General features: G+C 43.1%; 14 protein-coding genes, 2 pseudogenes and 1 riboswitch. Of the genes and pseudogenes, 8 read left to right on the forward strand and 8 right to left on the reverse strand.

Features of this window, described 5'->3' with window-relative positions; all coding sequences use genetic code 11:
• Positions 1-290 precede the first annotated feature (290 nt).
• The 4 genes and pseudogenes from H6F63_RS15630 (at position 291) to H6F63_RS15645 (ending at position 3846) form a co-directional block, all read left to right on the forward strand.
• Positions 291-2048 (forward strand): pentapeptide repeat-containing protein, encoded by a 1758-nt coding sequence (locus H6F63_RS15630; RefSeq protein WP_190638508.1) that lies wholly within the window; start codon positions 291-293, stop codon positions 2046-2048.
• Between the two features lie 163 nt (positions 2049-2211).
• A complete protein-coding gene (locus tag H6F63_RS15635; protein ID WP_347276802.1) occupies positions 2212-3096 on the forward strand; it encodes a lysophospholipid acyltransferase family protein in 885 nt (294 codons plus the stop codon).
• A 269-nt stretch (positions 3097-3365) separates the two neighbouring features.
• Entirely contained in the window at positions 3366-3545 is a 180-nt protein-coding gene (locus tag H6F63_RS29440) for a hypothetical protein (protein WP_199298064.1), read from the forward strand.
• Positions 3542-3846, forward strand: a pseudogene (locus tag H6F63_RS15645) (aspartyl protease). The gene H6F63_RS29440 and the pseudogene H6F63_RS15645 overlap by 4 nt, the downstream one beginning before the upstream one ends.
• A gap of 171 nt (positions 3847-4017) precedes the next feature.
• On the opposite strand, the gene sipA reads toward H6F63_RS15645, so the two are convergent.
• Both sipA and H6F63_RS15655 read right to left on the reverse strand, forming a co-directional pair.
• A complete protein-coding gene (gene sipA, locus H6F63_RS15650; protein ID WP_190638509.1) occupies positions 4018-4329 on the reverse strand; it encodes a regulatory protein SipA in 312 nt (103 codons plus the stop codon).
• An 82-nt stretch (positions 4330-4411) separates the two neighbouring features.
• Positions 4412-5395 carry a sirohydrochlorin chelatase gene (locus tag H6F63_RS15655; protein WP_190638510.1) on the reverse strand — a complete coding sequence of 328 codons (984 nt, stop codon included), beginning with the start codon at positions 5393-5395 and terminating at the stop codon, positions 4412-4414.
• Between the two features lie 36 nt (positions 5396-5431).
• Positions 5432-5562: riboswitch (cobalamin riboswitch) on the reverse strand.
• Between the two features lie 141 nt (positions 5563-5703).
• Between H6F63_RS15655 and H6F63_RS15660 the strand changes: the two genes are divergently transcribed.
• Entirely contained in the window at positions 5704-6345 is a 642-nt protein-coding gene (locus H6F63_RS15660; protein WP_190638511.1) for a uracil-DNA glycosylase, read from the forward strand.
• Positions 6346-6606: 261 nt separating this feature from the next.
• Here the strand turns inward: H6F63_RS15660 and H6F63_RS15665 are convergent, their stop codons facing one another.
• Positions 6607-7029, reverse strand: a complete 423-nt coding sequence (locus tag H6F63_RS15665; RefSeq protein WP_190424055.1) for a P pilus assembly/Cpx signaling pathway, periplasmic inhibitor/zinc-resistance associated protein — start codon at positions 7027-7029, stop codon at positions 6607-6609.
• Between the two features lie 111 nt (positions 7030-7140).
• Positions 7141-7866, reverse strand: a complete 726-nt coding sequence (locus tag H6F63_RS15670) for a hypothetical protein (RefSeq protein ID WP_190638512.1) — start codon at positions 7864-7866, stop codon at positions 7141-7143.
• Positions 7867-8278: 412 nt separating this feature from the next.
• Here H6F63_RS15670 and H6F63_RS31030 point away from each other — a divergent pair.
• Positions 8279-8470 (forward strand): annotated as a pseudogene (locus tag H6F63_RS31030) (LuxR C-terminal-related transcriptional regulator); the annotation flags it as partial.
• On the opposite strand, the gene H6F63_RS15680 reads toward H6F63_RS31030, so the two are convergent.
• A complete protein-coding gene (locus H6F63_RS15680) occupies positions 8467-8895 on the reverse strand; it encodes a nucleoside deaminase (RefSeq protein ID WP_190638514.1) in 429 nt (142 codons plus the stop codon). The pseudogene H6F63_RS31030 and the gene H6F63_RS15680 sit on opposite strands and share 4 nt — an antisense overlap.
• 211 nt (positions 8896-9106) lie before the next feature.
• On the opposite strand from H6F63_RS15680, the gene H6F63_RS15685 reads away from it, so the two are divergent.
• Both H6F63_RS15685 and H6F63_RS15690 read left to right on the forward strand, forming a co-directional pair.
• Complete coding sequence (locus H6F63_RS15685; RefSeq protein WP_190638515.1) at positions 9107-10219, forward strand: heparan-alpha-glucosaminide N-acetyltransferase domain-containing protein; 1113 nt, start codon at positions 9107-9109, stop codon at positions 10217-10219.
• Positions 10220-10353: 134 nt separating this feature from the next.
• Positions 10354-10563 (forward strand): hypothetical protein, encoded by a 210-nt coding sequence (locus H6F63_RS15690; protein ID WP_199295270.1) that lies wholly within the window; start codon positions 10354-10356, stop codon positions 10561-10563.
• Between the two features lie 412 nt (positions 10564-10975).
• On the opposite strand, the gene H6F63_RS15695 is transcribed toward H6F63_RS15690, so the two are convergent.
• From H6F63_RS15695 to H6F63_RS15705, 3 genes are all read right to left on the reverse strand, one after another.
• Complete coding sequence (locus H6F63_RS15695) at positions 10976-12556, reverse strand: response regulator (RefSeq protein WP_190638516.1); 1581 nt, start codon at positions 12554-12556, stop codon at positions 10976-10978.
• On the reverse strand, positions 12553-18570 hold the full coding sequence (locus H6F63_RS15700; RefSeq protein ID WP_190638517.1) for a hybrid sensor histidine kinase/response regulator: 6018 nt from the start codon (positions 18568-18570) through the stop codon (positions 12553-12555). The genes H6F63_RS15695 and H6F63_RS15700 overlap by 4 nt, the downstream gene beginning before the upstream one ends.
• Positions 18571-18699: 129 nt before the next feature.
• Positions 18700-18852: a hypothetical protein gene (locus H6F63_RS15705; protein WP_190638518.1), complete on the reverse strand. Its 153-nt coding sequence runs from the start codon at positions 18850-18852 to the stop codon at positions 18700-18702.
• Positions 18853-18978: the final 126 nt, after the last annotated feature.

Here is an 18978-nt window from a genome sequence, read left to right on the forward strand (position 1 = left end):
ACTGGGGGCTAGGGACTAGGGGCTGGGGACAAGGAGAAATTTTTTCTCGCCATATCCTCGTTCCCAGGCTGCAATCACAAAGAACGCTTGCACTATCGGTGAGGCTCTTCGCCCCACTCTTAACATTCCCTGGCCGCAGCCCAGGAACGAAAAAATTGCCATGAGCGGGTAACAGCCTTCATTCTGTGTTTAGCTGTATCTGGGTAGACTGAGGAATAATTAACCACAGGCGCTTTAAGTAGAGTTGTTAGCTTATTCCTAGCGGCTAATCGCTTTCTGGCAACCGCCCCATGCAATTACATAATTTTCTCGACAGATATAAACAAGGAGAGCGCGATTTTTCCCATGTTGACCTCAGTGGAGCTAGCCTCAGTGGGGTCAATCTGCGCGATATCGACTTGACTGGGGCTGACTTGACTGGTGCTAACCTCAGCTGGGCAACTTTAAGTAACGCTAAACTCATCGGGGCAAGTCTGCGCCAAGCTGATATGCGTAGCGCTATCCTCAACGCTGCCAATCTCAATTCTGCAACTTTGAGCCGTGCAAAATTGGGCAAAGTAGACTTGCGTTTAGCAACCTTGCAAAAAGCAGACCTCAACTGGGCAGTTCTCCAAGAGGCAGACTTGAGCGGTGCGAACCTAGAGGGGGCTAAGCTGGATCAGATTAATCTAGAATCCGCCAAACTCAACAGCACTAATTTAATTGGGACGGAGTTGATGGAGGCAAATCTGCGTCGCGCTAGTTTAATTAGCGCTAACCTCAGCGGCGCAAATCTCCGGGAAGCTCATCTGGAAGAAGCCAATTTACGAGAGGCGAAGTTGGTTGGCACCAATTTAACGGAAGCTGACCTTACCGCCGCTTACCTGCGAGGGGCAAATTTGAGTGACGCAAACTTGCATCGGTCAATTCTGGCGGGGGCAGATTTGAGCGAAGCAATTCTTAACGGTGCTGATTTGAGTCGGGTTAATCTGACTGGGGCTTATTTACTCAAGGCAACTTTAAGAAAAGCTTATTTATTACGAGCTATCTTGCAGGATGTGTATCTGTTACGGGCCGATTTGAGCGAGGCAAATTTACGCTCTGCGGATCTGCAACGGGCAGATTTGAGCGGTGCTTATTTGAGTGATGCCACTTTAAGTGAGGCTAATTTAGTCGATGCCTGTCTTTTGGAGAGTCATCTAATTCGCACCAATCTCGACCAGGCGCACATGACTGGTTGTTGCATCAGTAATTGGCACATTGAGGATGTAGATTTTTCTAAGGTTGATTGTCGTTATGTTTTTACCCGGTTCAATTACACTACAAAAAAACCAAGCGATCGCTTTCCTGTGGGTCGCGATTTTCAGCCGGGAGAATTAGGCAAGCCAGATCCCGAACATGGCAAAAATGATACTAATGCCTCCACCACAATAGAAGTTTTTTTGCAAGAATCTCCTAACTGGGAAGCGCTAGTCTTTACCCTGGCTCAGGTACAACTAGATTGTCCTGACTTAGAACTGAGTATTAAGTCTTACGAACAATTAGAGGCTCGCTATCTGCTGCGGCTGGTATCCAGTCATTTTGTGAATGCCAAAACCCTTGCTCAACGGATTTTAGAGTTGTACCCGGAAATGCTTGGGCGGGTCGCTTCTTCTCGCCAAGCCATGTTGGATCTGCTGCAAATCAAGCCTCGCTCAGAAAATGTGATAGAAACAGTACAGCCACCACAACCACCGCCACCGCCACCCTCACCAGATCAGCGGCTGCGGATGTATCAAGAAGTGGTCAAGCAAATCCAAATGATTATCCTCTCCCAAACGCCAGACCAGTTTGTGGACAGCGTACAGCGGCTTCTGAATTTCCTTAAAACTCAGGGGATCTCGACAGAGGAAATCCAAAAGTCAGTTATTAGTCAGGCAATTGTGAAGCGGGCGCGTCTTGACCCGATGTTCCAGCAGCAGTTGCTACGCTGGGAGGAAACGGCGGCAAAGGCAGCTCGTTTTTCGATGGTGGGGGAATCAGTACGGCTAGCGATCGCTCTCCTTTGGCCCGACCTTCCGCGAAAATGAGGGATTGGGAATTGGGAATTGGGGATTGGGACTAGGGACTAGGGATTGGGAAGAATCTTACCCAGTCCCTAGTCCCTAGTCCCCAGCCCCCACTACCCAGCCTCCAGCCCCCAGTCCCCAGCCCCCAATCCCCAGTACCTATCTTTAAGGCGGTTGAGAACCATTGTTTGATTATTTTGAAACTTTTACAAACAGTTTGCTGAATACGGGTAAAGCCTCTGACCATCGATTTGATGGTTGGTCTTTAGAAGATCGAAGTCCCGATGCAATTAAATCTTGGATGCCGATTTGGGAATGGTTTTACCGTTACTATTTTCGGGTTCAAACTGATGGTTGGCATCATATGCCCCAGTCGGGAAAAACGCTGATTGTCGGTTCCCATAATGGCGGCTTGGCTTCACCCGATACGTCTATGTTCATGTATGACTGGTTTCGCAGGTTTGGTTACGATCGCCTGATTTACGGGCTAATGCACCCGGCGGCTTGGAAGTCTCCTATTTTCGCTATCCCTGGCTCTAGCGTAGGGGCAGTTATTGCTCATCCGAAGATGGCAATCGCTGCCCTTCAGCGAGATGCTTCTGTTCTGGTCTATCCCGGCGGTGCTGAAGATTTGTTTCGTCCCTACTATATGCGCGATCGCATTCATTTTGCAGGGCGTAAAGGATTTATTAAATTGGCGCTACGGGAAGAGGTGCCAATTGTACCAATTATTTCTTATGGCGCTCACGATACTCTGATTGTTTTGGCAGATTTTTATGACCAGGTACGCCAACTACATGAATGGGGTTTTCCCTGGAAATTAGATTTAGATACGGGTGTTTTTCCGATTTATTTGGGGTTGCCTTGGGTTTTGGGAATTGGCCCTTTACCAAATTTTCCTCTACCAATACAAATTCATACTCGCGTATGTCCGCCAATTGTATTTGAGCGTTATGGTCGTGACGCGGCTCTTTGTCGCGATTATGTAAATGATTGCCATGAAAAAGTCTGTTTTCATATGCAGTTAGAACTCGATAGTTTAATTCTCAGTGTTAGGGCAAGTAGTTAAAATAAATTAGCCACAATGACGTGAAATAAAGGAAGAGAAGAGTGCGATCGCTTTCTTTTCTTCCTGGAATTTCTCAATCCATAACCATAGGGTTTCAATTTTTTTTGCCTAAAATAAAAGCAACTGCAACAGATGTTTAACACTATGACTGAAGCAACTCCAAAAAAATACGCCCGTCACGGTCGAGTATTTCCAGAACACACGTTATCGCCAGACACAAAGCTGAAAATGAAGCTTTTCATAAGCGTTGTCGGATAATTCTTGAGCGAGTGCGCCCCAATTTAATCGAGGAAGACTATGGCTGGTATATTGCCGTTGAACCAGACAGTGGTGATTATTTCATTGATGCTAATAAAATGATGGCTCATCAAAAGGCAAATGATAAGCACCTAAATTCTATCCACTGTGTCTTTTGTTTGAATGAGACGGGAGCCACAGGCAGAATATGATTCAGGGTACTTTTGGCAGCAGGGGTCAGCTATATTTTGAAATAGATTTGATTACTGCTGCTGGCATAAATCTGACGGTAGATGTGCTATTGGATACAGGTTTCACAGGCTTCGTGGCAATCAACAAACAAGATTTAGATGGTCTTGATTGGGCTTATATCGGTAAGGAAGAACTGCGTACAGCACAGGGTGAAACCACTTTCGATATTTATTTAGGTAAGTGCTATTGAATGGACAAGAGTTGGAAATCCCAGTTTTTGCACGGGAAGAAATAACAGAAATATTGTTAGGTTCGCAGTAGTTAATGACTCTGCCTCTAGTGGTGAATTTTCGGGAGGGATTATTGACTTTGGGGGAATGAGCGATCGCACTCTACCAAAAAACGAACCGTCATCACACAGAACGCTACAGGAAAAAGAGCGCGAGTAGCTGCCTATAGCAGCATATAAAGAGTGCGATCGCATCCATCTACTCAGCTGGGGTCAACAAAATACTTTTGTTCAGGTGATGTTGTGTGCGCTGTTGTATCCCTTACCTCTGCACCTGACTGGATTGATTCAGTTGTCACTGACACAGGCTCAATATACTGGCTATCCATCAAAAAAGCTCCCGTGGAAAACCGGACACCCCAATATCCCCCCGGACGACGATCCATAACGATGCCTTCTTCCCCAAGCTGAATCACATCAGGAGGACGCAGCATTGGCATCGGTTCCGCTGTTTTGACGTATGGTGGCAATGCTACCACCCGGACTCGCTCACCAATTGAAAATTCTTTAGACATAAGTTGTAGGTAAACGGTAATGGGTAATTGGTAGGAAAATCTAACCCTATTACCTATTACCTACTACCTATTACCCATTTGTTCAAGGCGCTTGCCAAATCTTCTCATGGTAACGCTCTAAATTCGCATAGGGATCGGCGGCGGCGTGGGAATGGTCGTGACCGTGGTCATGGTGGTTGTGGTGATCGTGAGTGTGTCCGTTACCGTTCCCAACTGCTGCTAGTCGGAATTTGCACATTTCACAATTCATCTGCACTTGTCCCAGCTGGGTTTCGATTTCCCGTTCTCGCAATACAGACAACAACTGCGGGTGAATGCCCATTTCTGGCAGACAAGTCATGGAAATGTCGGGATATTGTTCTTGCTGCTGGGCAGTAATTTCAAATATCTTTTTAACCAGGACTCCTGTAAACAGAAAATACGGCAGGACAATAATTCGTTTAGGCTGGTAGAGTCTGGCGCGACGGAAACCTTCTTCTAGACGCGGGTGGGTAATGCCGATAAAGCAAGTTTCCACAGTCTGATAACCGCTACCTTCCCACACAATCCGGGCAAGTTTATAAACGTCGCCGTTAGCATCGGGATCGCTGGAACCGCGACCGACAAATAGCAGTACGGTGTCTGAACGGTTCCATTGAGGTTGGTCTAGTTCAGCAAGACGCGATCGCCACAAATCCAAAATCCCAGGCGTAATCCCAAAATGTCGTCCGTAGTAAAACTTTAACTGGGGATGTCTAGCCCTTGCCCGGTCTAACTCATTGGTCACGTCAAACTTATTGTGTCGCGCCGCAAATAGCAAAATCGGCAACACCGAAATTTCCGTGTAACCCTCCTCCACACACCGATCTACCCCCTCCTGAATTGTCGGGCCAGTGAGTTCTAGAAAACAAGGAAGAACAGGTCTAGAGGTGTCTAAAGCTTGATATGCTGCCGCAAAATCCAGCAAACTCTGCCGTCCGTCATTATCTTTTGTCCCATGACCAATCATCAATAACGGGCGGTGTAGCGGTAGTGGCGATAATTCCAAGGGCTGAGTAATCAGAGTGGTTGAATTGATAGTAGGCATGGATTTACAACTTTTTTCCCGTGCAACGCAGGAAATAGAATGCGCCTCGCAACAGGTAGGCATTCTGGCTAACGATTCGTCATAGCCAAGGACAAAAATCGCTCACAGCTGCGGCACAGCCCCGGAATTACACCGGAGTTTCCCTACCCTGTTACGGTTCACGTTTGCCTTGCTATCTTAGCTGATTCGACTACACTTAGAATGCGGGGGGAGGGGTTGACTACCAAAGTTACTATAGACGGCTTCCGATTTCTTCTCTCTTTTTTCTCTTCAAATCTGATGCTAATTCTTTGATAACGCTTAAGAAGATGAACGATAAATTTCACAAATTTATCAAAGAGCTATCTAACTTTAAATCTGGCAATAAGGTATTTAATCAGTATTCTTATGATTTTTCGGTAAATGAGGTCAGAAGAGAAAATTTATTTTTATACTTGAAACATCTAGCAGAAAGTGACCCCAAAATTTTGTTAGTTGGAGAAGCTCCAGGGCATAGAGGGTGTCGTTTAACAGGTGTTCCTTTTACCAGCGAATTTATTCTATTAAATGGATTTGATAAAATTAGATTATTTGGCGAATCCAGGGGCTACCGGAAAACTAATGAGTTTGATCGAGTTTATAAAGAGCAGAGTGCAACCATTGTTTGGGAAGCCTTGCTAAAATATCAGCAAATCCCTTTACTTTGGAATGCCTTCCCTTTTCATCCTTTTAAAGTTGGAAATCAGCAATCTAATCGAACGCCAACTAAAGAAGAAATAAACATTGGGGAGTATTTTTTAAAAGACTTAATTATATTATTTGATATAAATATTGTTGTAGCTGTCGGAAACGAAGCTGAAAAAACTCTCGCAAAAATGGGATTGGCTTTTCAGAAAGTTCGACACCCCGCTAATGGGGGAAAAAATAAATTTAATAATGGCATTAAAAATGTGATGAACACCCTAATATAAAATCCTTGATGGCTGCTGAGGCAGACACAATGGCTGCCCCGCATTTGCATCTAATTCAACGGCAGACAAGGCTTGCACATTGCCCAAAGTCAGCTTCCCCAGTAATGGTTGCACAGGTGATGGGAGTCGATAAAATCAGCTAAGGTGCAACCAAAAGAGGTTTTTGGAAGCGATCGCAATTTCCACAATTTGCGGAACATTCCGCCCCAGCATATTGAATCTGAGGGAAAAGATTGACTCTAACAACAGAGCTGATGAAACTTATTTCGGGTTTTGTTGCGGCTGCTGACGCGATCGCATATTTTCCATGATTGTCTGCCGCTGTTCTTGAGTAAGCGTTGCGGAAAACTGCGATGCTGCCGACTGAAAAATACCTTGCAGTTGAGTTTTCTGCTGGTCAGATAAATTCATCGCCGCGAAAGCCCTACGCATATCCTGACCTTGGCCCACAGCAGCTTTAAATTTATTTTTTTGCTCTGCCGTCAGAATATTTTCAATTTGGGATCGAGTATTACTGCGAATCTGTTCGATTTTAGTTTTTTGTTGCGGCGTTAATTCGATACCCATCAATCCGCTAGATGCCGGGGCGCTTGGCGAATTGGTTTGGGCAAAAGCTGCACTTGAAGTGAAGGGAACGAAAAATACAACCGCTCCAGCTAACATCGAAATCAGTTTGAGTTTCACCGTGTTCTATCCTTTTTCCGGTTCGTTCTCTCTATAGTAAACAAAAAATATTCTCGATTGCATCAGAAGAAATTCCTAAACCCAACCATGACTTTCGTCACGGATAATCTTTTACAAAATGCCCTTGGGTTGGCGACGAAGTACAGCTAGTGCCAGAAAACTAGCAAAAGCTATAGAGGCAATGCTGGAAGGCTCAGGGATAGAAGCGGGTACTACGTTTAATTGAACTCTCCGATAATTTTGCATCGCCAGCGAAATAGTTGACGATTTGGACGACGATGAATAAGCTTTCCATCCGTTCAACCCTCTGTACCAGCCATTGAATTGCACCTTCATTTCCCAGTTGCCATCCAGGGAACCTATAGCTAAACCATCAGTGCAGCAGGGCGACCAGGCGTGATCTGCGATGAAGACAGTGCCATCAGCAGATGCGATCGCTTCCCCCGGATCATCCACCATCTTTAATGAGGCGGTATCCCCCAACAAATCGAAACGCATTTTTGCTGCACCACCAATTACATTACCCGGCTTATCATGAACAGTGAATAGTGACAGCCCATCGGCAGCATCTACAAAGAAAAGGTGAGATTGCTTAGCAGTTAACTCTGGTGAGGCATCATTAGACAATCCACCGTAGTAGTGCGAACTGTACTTATAATACTCAGCTGCTGTCTTGGCGGTGCTGAAGGCTTTGATATATCCTAAAATGTTGCTGTTAAAGTCACCTGCTCCTGCTCTTGATTCTTGCGAAACCTTAATCATAGTGGCTGCTTCGGCTTTCGCGTGAAATAACGGAATAAAGAGCGTTAAAGCTGCTAAGGCCAAGAGTTTTTTCATAGCTTTTTCCTGTGTATATCAACTAATAATAAAAGCAAAGCTCAAAGCTTTTATTAAAGTTATAGTAAAGCTATATTAATTAAATATAAATCTATTAATTAATACATCTTTATTCCGGGTAACTACGAATTGACTTAGTAATATAAAAGCCGTAAAGGTTGCCGATTTTCCTCCTGAATCTTGTGCTTGCCTAGCACAAGTAAAGTCAATCGCATCTCTAACAATCTGTTTGTAAGCCAAGGTGTAGCTCCCGGACTTCAGGCTTTTGGCTCGGTTCCCTGCTTTTTAAGGAGGGTTAGAGAGGATCTAGCCATAGAGAGTAGTTCAGGCATCTTCAAATTTATTTACAAACAGCTTCCAAAAACTAACAACCGACCAATGGCTCCCCTTTCTTTGGGATGAACGAATACTCAGAGAAAGGGAAGTTTTGCGTTAAATTGCCGCTGGTACCAATAATTGAAAAATTGCCCAAACTTTTTATGTTTCTGAGGGGAAAGTGAAAAACCACGTAACCAATATTTTAAGCAGCTTAAATTTGCGCGATCGCACTCGATCGGCAATTTTCGCCAATTTATTTTTACCGCAGCTTGATGAGCCGAATTAACGCTTAAATAATTGCAGAGATTCGTCCTTTAAAAGACCTTTCGTAACTTTTATTTTCTTAAAACCCTTCCCAATAATTTCTTCACTGCTGAGATTTATTTGAGAAACACCAGCATCAATCAAGTCTTGAATCGAAGCCCCAATTACTATTTCCGATATTCCTGCCCAAATACAAGTCGCCGTACACATTGGGCATGGTTCGCAAGTTGTATATAACGTATAACCTTCTAAAGAAGGATTCTTAATTTTGGTTGTTAAACCGCGAATCGCGTTAACTTCTGCGTGGGCAGTTGGATCGCTATCCGTCTTTACAGTATTGTGGGCTTGAATGACTATTTGATTATCTTTAACGATAACTGCACCGTAAGGAGCATCTCCAATCTTTGCTTCTTCCAGCGCTATTTTCATAAAATCTTCTGGATTCATATTAATCCTCTAAAAAGGCAAAAAATTTCTGCTTACTCTGTGGTTGAAAGGCAAGAACTAGCATTGCACTCTGTTTACTTTAATATTAATCGTTTTGATTTTCTACCCCGCGATGCTAACTTAATCATCACAGTGATTCTCCTATTCCTACAGAGGGATGAAAACTACTCAAACTTTCGTTTAGCAACTGGAACACTTCTGTAAATTAACTATGCGCCTAACTTCACTCGATGTATTTCGCGGGATAGCGATCGCAGGCATGATCCTCGTCAATAAAGCGGGAGTCGCCGACCAAGTTTATCCGTTTTTGGAACACGCCAAATGGCACGGTTGCACGCCGACAGACTTAGTTTTTCCCTTCTTCTTATTTATAGTCGGTGTGGCAATGATCTTTTCCCTTTCCAAGTACAACGAAGGAAACCGTCCCACCGCCGCCGTATATAGGCGAATTTTCCGTCGAGTGGCAATTCTGTTTGCCCTCGGTTTGTTGCTGAATGGTTTCTGGACTTACAACTGGGACACCATCCGGATCATGGGAGTGTTGCAGCGCATCAGCTTAGCCTACTTATTTGCCGCCTTGATAGTTATCAACGTACCGCGAAAAGGACAGTGGGCGATCGCGTTACTATTACTCATCGGTTACTGGGTAGCAATGTCTTTTATTCCCGTTCCCGGTTATGGCGCTGGAAACTTATCATCGCCGGAAGGAAACTTCGCCTCTTATATCGACCGCTTGATAATTGGTACAAAGCATCTGCATCCAGGTGACGCTTTTAAAACAATGGGAGATCCCGAAGGTTTATTCAGCACTCTCCCAGCAATTGTCACCGTCCTCATTGGCTACTTTACAGGTGACTGGTTACGCCTCCAACCTGTCCAAAGGCGCACCAGTATCGGTTTGGTACTGTTTGGCATCGGTTGCTTGGGTGTAGGTTGGGCGTGGGGTTTGGTATTTCCCATCAACAAGAGGTTGTGGACGAGTTCCTACGTCCTCTTCAGTTCTGGTTGGGCGTTGCTATTACTAGCAGCCTGTTATGAATTAATTGAAGTCCGAAATCGTCGCTGGGGGAAACCGTTTGAAGTGATGGGGTTGAATGCTATCTTCGTCTTCGTCGCTTCGGTTCTGCTGATTAAAATTCTCGTCAAAACTAAAATCGGAACTGGTGAAAACGCACCCAGCACCTATACCTGGATCTACGAACATTTATTTTTGCCTTGGGCAAGTCCGATGAATGCTTCCCTGGTGTTTGCCGTACTAACATTGTTGTTCTGGTGGGCGATTTGCTACGCGATGTATCGCCAACGGTGGTTTGTCAAAATTTGAGGCATCGCTTAGGTTTTCACTCGCGCAATGACAGGGATCACAGAGTTGTTAGAGCTTTGTCACCTGATTTTATAGATTGCGATCGCTTAGGATTCTACGGAAAAAGTTGAAATTGGTAATATCAAATTTCTTCTATGATTATGCCGATTGAGTTTTTTCCTATCGAAGTCACTATTGAAGATATCGTTGCTCAGATATTTGTCTCGCGGCGGATTACTCGTATTAACCAGTATCAGCTGAAGTATGTCCTACTAGCTAAGGATTGGCTGGACGAACAAGAACAGACATTACTAAATCGGCTGTTTTATGGTGTCCGGCATGGATTACTGCGAATAGGCGAGTGAGTCGGGACAGCGATCGCGTACCTTATATCTTATATCGCGACATCCTCTTGGCTATTCGTCTGTAACAAATTATACATTTAAACTAGAAAAAAATTATTTATTAGTCTTAGCCGATAATGCAAAAGCTGGAGAACGAAAAATAATTCTGGCTCTTGATTACCTAATATGCCAAAAAAGTAGTTGAATAGGTAAAAAAGGTAAGGAAATGCTGCTTATAAGCAAAGCTAAAGCCTGGTGTGTATTGGAGTTCGGGGAATCCCCAGAAACCAGGTCGTCAGTCTTTTGTGCAAAAATCTGACCAAGTTAGCGATGAGAACAAAGCTAAAAAGCTCTGGGATTTGAGCGCAAAGTTACTTGAAATTGCGTAATTTTCTGCGGGGCTAAAGCCCCGCAGATTTCGGTAGACAGACACTTACCGGACACTAGCCGAAATTATGCTTTTTTTTTCCAACTTACCTAATTGGCAAGCCGATTCCAGAGGCTGTCGTCGAATCGGAATTTTAATTATGAACTCGGCTCCCTGTCCCGGCGCTGAAATACACATTATCTGACCACCGTGTTTGGAGGCGACAATTTGGTAGCTAATAGACAAGCCCAAACCAGTGCCTCTACCTGGGGGTTTCGTTGTAAAGAACGGGTCGAATAGGCGATCGCGTACTTCAGGTGCTATACCAGGGCCATTATCCCCAATCCGAATAGTCACGAAGTTACTATCGGTTACTTCCGTGCGAATACGAATTAAGCTCAGGGAACAGTAAACTTCTTCGGGCGATCGGTTTTTGTCATAGTCCTCCAACGCATCAATTGCATTGGCAATCAAATTCATAAACACCTGGTTGAGCTGCCCTGCATAACACTCTACTGGCGGCAGCTTGCCATATTCTTTGACAAGCTGAATACCTGGATGGTTAGCACTAGGTTTAAACCGATTGTGCAAAATCAACAGCGTGCTATCCAGGCCAGCATGAATATCCACTGGCTTCATTTGGGCTTCATCCACACGGGAAAAATGTCGCAACGACTGAATAATCTCGCGGATGCGATCGGCTCCCACCTTCATCGAAGCTAGCAATTTGGGCAAATCTTCAATCAAAAACTCCAAATCTATAGCCTCAACGTACTCCTGAATCTCTGGCGGCGGTGATGGAAGATACTTAATATAGAGCTTCAAGAGTCCGAGAATGTCTTGGCTATAATGATGTGCGTGGGTAAGATTGCCGTAGATAAAGTTGACAGGATTATTAATTTCATGTGCCACACCTGCAACCAATTGTCCCAAGCTGGACATTTTTTCACTGTGAACTAATTGGCTTTGAGTTTCTTGAAGTTTCCGAAAGGCAAGTTCTAGCTTATTAGCTTGTTCTCGATAACGTGCTTCTGATTTCTGCAATGCAGTTTCCGTAGCGATGCGTTCTTGGATTTCCTGTTTCAACTGCTGATTCGATCCCGTCAACAGCTGATTTGATTGGAAAAGTTCAGCCGTTCTTTCTGCCACTCGTATTTCTAATTCAGAGGTGAGCGTTAATAGAGCTGCCTCTACCTTTGCACGCTCTTCAATCTCCTCTTCAAGACGCACGTTTTGATCTTGTAACTTTTTAGTTAGATTTCGCAAGCTTAAATGAACCTTGACACGGGCTAAAACCTCTTCATGTTGAAGTGGTTTAGTAATATAGTCTACGGCTCCAAGACTCAAACCTGTAACTTTATCCACCGTTTCAGAAAGCGCCGTCATAAAAATTACGGGAATTTCTTTCGTTGATTCCTTAGCTTTCAAGTGGCGGCAAGTTTCAAAGCCATCCATACCAGGCATGAGTACATCCAATAAGATGAGGTCTGGCAGTGCATAATCTACCTGCGCGATCGCATCTTCGCCATCCTCAGCTACCAAAACTTTGAAGCCAGAATCAGCCAGAAACTTGAACAGGACTTTTAAATTAGTTGGGTTGTCATCAACGATTAAAATTACGCCGCTATCAGTATTTGTGCTTTTCATTTATTTATTCCTACATTTTTAAGGAGATCGCGTATTTTCTTAACCTGAAAACCTTTAGCTAATTCCTGTATTTCCCTGGCAAAAGGCGCAAACATCACATCTTTTTTTTCCAGGTTAGCCGCTCTTTCGACAATACTATTGAGATCGCCCATCATTACTAAATCCAACAAAGCAGCAATCTCTTCTGTAGGAGGGGCTACAAGCGAATGCTGAGTTTTGAGTCTAGTATCCTGAGAATTTTCTTCTGGGTGCATAGTTGCATTTTCACTATTGCCTTCCTCATAAACCCACTCCAAGTTTAAGTGAACGTTTAACTTATCTAACAGGTCTTCTACTCGAATAGGTTTGGGTAGAAAATCGTTGCAACCCGCCTCCTTGCTTTTATCCTGATCGAACTCAAAAACGCTGGCGGAAGTGCCAATCACTACCACATCTTTTAGTTCTGGCGATCGCTTAATCCTTCGGGTAGCTTCAAACCCATTTAACTGAGGCATCATCAAGTCCATTAAGATGCAATCAGGATTCAATTCCTCAGCCTTATTGAGACAGTCTTGGCCATCTGTTGCTTCCACTATCTCAAACCCTAAAGGCGATAACATTTTGACCAATAGTGAGCGATTTTCTTTTTTGTCATCTGCTATGATAAGTTTGCGCTTAAAGCCTTTAAACCCTTGTATATTTAGTTTGTATTCTTTCCTATTATCGGCCCAGTCAGAGGCTTCCGGCAAGTCTAAATCAAAGAAGAAAATGCTACCTTTACCCAAGGTACTTTTTACTTTAATTTCGCCACCCATCAACTCAACTAATTGACGGGTAATTGCCAATCCCAATCCAGTTCCTTCAGTTTTGAGGTTGTGGTCTCCGACCTGATGAAAGGGCAAAAATATTTCTTCTAATTGCTCTGGTGCCATCCCCAATCCCGTATCTTCCACTTGAAACCGAATTTTGCCTTCGTGATAACCTACCTTAAAAGCAACTCCGCCAGTTTGAGTGAATTTTACGGCATTTCCTAGCAAGTTAATTAATACTTGCCGCAACCTTTGTTCATCGGCTCGGACTCCGGTAGGAAGCAATGTAATCGGTTCATAAATTAATGAAATGCCTTTTTGCCGCGCCTTAATGCGGCAGATTTCAGCTAGTCCTTCTAGAAATTCTGTAAAATTAAACTCTGTCGGATGGAGTTCCATCTTTCTAGCTTCGATTTTGGATAAATCTAGAATTTCATTAATCAAGTTCAGCAAGTGTTCGCCGCACTGGTGAATGATGTTTAAACCATCCTTTTGCGAGTCAGTTATAGTTTTATCGCGTTTGAGGATTTGAGCATAACCCAATATGCCATTAAGTGGCGTGCGGAGTTCGTGGCTCATACTCGCGAGGAAATCACTTTTGGCACGGTTAGCAGATTGTGCGACTGTTTCTGCTGTTTGCAAGCGCACATTTTTTTCCTGTAACTCTTGGGTTCGTTCTTCTACTTTCGCTTCTAAACTCGCGTTGGCTACTTCTAAATCGGTGTACAAACGAGCATGCTCAATTGAAATTGCCGCCTGCGAGGATAATATCCGTAGAACTTCTATACGTTTCGGCGTAAATGCACCCGCAATTAGATTGTTTTCTAGATAAAGAATGGCAGTTAACTTGCCTTGATAGATGATGGGGACACACAGGAGAGATTTTGGATGATTTTGGATGATGTAAGGATCGGTGTTAAATATTTTCTCCTGAACGGCATCGTTTAAAACGACATCTTTTTGAGTTCTGGTGACGTAGTTGATTACTGAGACAGGTAGCTGGTGGCTGGTTGATACAGGAAGCGATCGCAGCACTTGTACTTGCTCTTTATTTCCGGCTACTTCTATAAAGAATTGACTCTGCTTTGATAAAATGAGCAAGCCAGTTTCAGCACCTGCGTTTTCTATCAATATTTTCATTAATTTTTCTAGCAGGTTGTCTAATACAATTTCGCCAGAAATAGCTTGAGACGCTTTCATTACCGATGCCATGTCCAGAATTTCTGCGTGGCTACCTGTAGTGGTTAAACTGGCAATTGTTGCAGTGAAGTCGAAGCCACTGTGGGTTTCTGCGACGGGCGAGCGCGCTATTAATTGCGGGTATTTTTCTTCTAGATGTTTGACTTTAGCTAAAGCACCCCAGCGCATATAGGCATAGTAAGCATCGGTCATGTAGGTGCGGGCAATCTTCTCTTTACCCCATGAGAAATAGAATTTGGCTGCGAGTTCGTGAGCCAGTGCTTCTTCATTGATATACTCGTTTTCTTTAGCGAGTGCGATCGCTTTATCATACATCTCGATCGCTTCAATTTTTTCCCCTAAAACCCGATGCCGTTCTGCCTCTACTAGATAGAATTTGTGCAAATGATTCATCGGGGCATGATGCGCCCATTTTTGCATTTTTTCTTGATTGGCTTGGACGCGATCGATAATCTCTTTTTGTCTAAATTCTTGAGTATTAGCATACACAGCTAGCTGTACCAAAGAATCATAGAAATAGAAAATAACAGAAATCACCTGCCCTGTTGCTGCACCTAAATAAGTTTCAAATTGGGCAATATTTTCTAAGGCTTCCGAGTAGTTTTCAAACCAATAGCACAGTAGAAGTTTGTGGAAGTATAAAAATAGAATTGCTAACTGGTCGTTGGCTTGCTGATGTATGGGGAGCATTTTCTGCTCGTCGTAGACTTCGCCCTTTAAAATGCAGGGATTTTGGGTTTTACTTAAGATGTTTAGGACTGCCTGCCAAACAATTTCTTGATAATGAAGCGGGACTTCTTGCTTGATTTTATTAATCGCATCCCAATAGGTTGCAATTTCTTGTTCAACTAGGGTTAGTTGCTTGCCCACCAAATATAAGTGGTGACAGTAATTAAATGCACCGTAACTAGCATATTCTAAATCTCCAGTTTCCAGTCCATTAGAGTAAACTGACCGAAAAGGTTCTATGATATCCCTAACGTGTTCCTTCCAATGTCGGACAAAGAAATTTACTAAATGGTAGGTTTTAGTGCTAATTTCTTTAGCATTCAATTTTGACACTAGATTTAAAGCTAATTGACCGAACTGATAGCCTTGCTCAATATCTCCTACGACCCCACATAAAAGAAAACCATAAAGGTTATAAGCAAAGGGAGACACAGCAGCATTGCCATAATGGAGAGATAGATTGACCTGTTTACAGACCAGTAAAGGTATTAGTTCTGGAGCCGCCATATAGGTAGGGCCGATGATGCTTGATATCAGCTTCATAGCTGCTACTTTCTTGGGATCTCTCATTGGAGGTAAAGCGAGTAAGTCTGTCGGTTCCTTCCCACTTAAAAGTAAGGCCGTTTCTGTCAGTGCTTGTCCAATATCGGATGGAGAAGGCTTGAGGGGAAACTCGACTTCTAATAACTTTAAGACTTTTAACCCCTGACTAATAGCCTCTACCTGCTTGTTCTGCCCTATATAAGCTTGAATCTGGACTTCATAGACTTTCACTTTGTCCAGTAGGGTTTTAGCTTGCTGCTGTACTACTTCAATACATCTCTGCATTCGGTCAAAATCACCGCTTAAAAAAGCTGCTTCTGCTACTTCTTCATGCAGCGCTAATGTCAATTCATACTGACTTTCCCAGCTATCCGATGCCAAGAGTTGTAAACCTACTTGCAAATATTTGACGGCAGAATCATGGGCTGTGGCTGCTTTGGCTTTCTGACCAGCAATTAGATTGAGTTGCGCTAATTCGTATTTTTTGGTTTCAGTTGTAAGTAACCCAGTACCGTAGTTAAGTTGGTTAACTAAAGCAAAAATATTCTCTTTGCGTTCTGCCGCTGTGGTATTTTTTAGCAGTAATTGACCAATCTTTAGATGCGTCTGTTTTTTCTGCTCATCAGGAATGAGAGAATAAGCTGCTTGCTGCACTCTGTCATGCAAAAACTTGTAGTCAACTTTGACATCTGTTAAGCTAAACCCACCCGATTCTTCCTGGCTGAATACCAATGGAATTTTGTACTCGTTGCTTAAAGGCAAAATCAACCCAGCCTGAAGTGCTGACCACAACTGGGAAGCCGTAACTAAAGAAGATTCCTCATTGACAACGCTCAAGACTTCTAAGTTAAAGGTGTTGCCAATACAAGCTGCCAGTTTTAATACTTTTTGTGTATCTTCTGGTAGTTTACGAATATTTCTGGCAATTAGTTCGACAACGTTATAATCGGTGATGCCAATGGCTTGAATTTGCTCTAAATTCCACTGCCAAACACCCGAATATAAGTCATAAGTTAACAAATCTTCCTGATAAAGGGTTTTCAGCAGTTGCGTTAAGAAGAAAGGGTTCCCCTGAGTTTTGCTGAAAAGTAGAGATGCTAAATTTCTCGTCTCTACAGATAGCGATTCCAAATAGCCAGATTCACTTAAAGTATCGGCGATTAATTCCTCGACATGAACGAGTTGTAACGGGCTGAGTACGATATTATTTACAGTCGCCCCGGCTTGTTGAATTTTATCAATCGTCTGCACGGTCGGATGCGTGGGAAAAACTTCGTTATCTCGATACGCACCAATGAGCAATAAATACTTGCTAGCGCTATCGGTTATCAACACTTCAATTAATTTCAGCGATGCGGAATCCGCCCATTGCAAGTCATCCAGAAAAACAACCAAGGGATGTTGTTTAGTTGTAAATACACTAATAAATTGTTTAAATACTCGACTGAAACGGTTTTGCGATTCAGTTGCTCCTAGTTCCGCTACTGGTGACTGTTTTCCGATAATTAATTCGATTTCAGGGATAACATCTATGATGACTTGTCCGTTATCGCCTAAAGCTGATAACAGCTTTTCTTTCCAATTTTCTATCTCTGCTTCGCCTTCGGTTAGCAGTTGCTGAATTAACGATTGGAAAGCTTGAATCAAAGAAGCATAAGGAATATTCCGCTTAAACTGGTCGAATTTTCCGGCTATAAAATAACCGCGTTGTCGCACAATAGGTTTGTGGACTTCATTTACTAGAACAGTTTTACCAATGCCGGAATAACCCGATACCAGCATCATTTCCGTCGTGCCAGCAGCAACGCGATCAAATGTTTTCAGAAGGGTAGCAACTTCTGCTTCACGACCATAAAGTTTTTGTGGTATCAGTAATTGGCCTGCTTTGTCTGCACTACCGGGTATAAAATTAGAAATTGTTCCAGTAGTTTGCCATTTTAGCAAGCAAGTTTCTAAGTCAAATTTTAGTCCCTCCGCACTTTGATAGCGTTCTTCAGCAGTTTTAGCTAATAATTTTATTACCAGATTTGAAATAGTTTCAGGAATTTGTGAATTCACCTGATGAGGTGGAACTGGAACTTTAGCAATATGGCAATGTACTAATTCCAGCGGTTCAAGCGCTTCAAAAGGCAATTTACCCGTTAGCATTTCATAAAACGTAACGCCCAACGAATAAAAATCGGTGCGATAGTCAATTGACCGATTCATTCTGCCAGTTTGCTCTGGCGACATATAGGCGAGTGTGCCTTCTAGTAAGTTCGGGCTGCCAAGCGTTTGATTTTCTCTCTCTAGGCTGGATGCAATGCTGAAGTCGATGAATTTAACTTGCCCAGTTTGCGGGTTAATTACAATATTGTCAGGCTTAATATCTTTATGAATAATTTGGGCTTGATGCAGTTGTGCTAAGGTGGATGCTAGCTGTATGGCTATATTTAGGAATTTAGTTACTTCCAGAGAGCGATCGCTTAAATATCTTTTTAGCGATTCTGCCCCAAAATCTGGCAAAATTAGCGCTAAACCGTTGTGATAATTTTCTAAAGCTAGGGGCTTAACAATTCCTTCTATATCTACTGCATTTTCTAAAATTTTATATTCATGTCTTAAGCGACTCAGTTCTTCCAGGGTGGGATACTCTGGTTTAAGGGCTTTAACAATTACGGAAGATTTATCTAACTGTCTGCAAGCCCGATAAATAATTGTAGATATACCTTCATGCAAAACTTGAGTAAGTTCGTAGGTGGGAAGAGTAAGCATTATTGTGTAGAAGTAATAGATAGTGTGAACTGACGTAAGAGTAGATGGATGCGTACCGGATTTTACCTAGCTTTATTTATATTTCCCAGCCAATCACCAATTTTTCCAAAGCTAAATAAAGCTAAACATTTAGAAATAGAAGTTAGTATTTGCCAACCAACCACTGCCAAATAGTAAAGTTTTGCTAAAAGTATCAAGACAGCCATTGACGATATAAGCGATCGCGCCTACTAGCATATACAAGCGATCGCATTCATAATGGAGGGCCGTAATCCAGAGCAATAGAACTCCACTTGGGAGCATCCCGGTTTTGTAAAACTACTATCAAGAGAGGATAATAGGTAGAGCGTCAACAGAAGTGTGAACTGCATTCGTAGGAGGAGCGGCTATGACCCCTGAACAAAAGGA

Origin of the sequence: Trichocoleus sp. FACHB-40, from assembly GCF_014695915.1 — a bacterium.
Classification (GTDB): Bacteria; Cyanobacteriota; Cyanobacteriia; order Cyanobacteriales; family FACHB-T130; genus Funiculus; species Funiculus sociatus.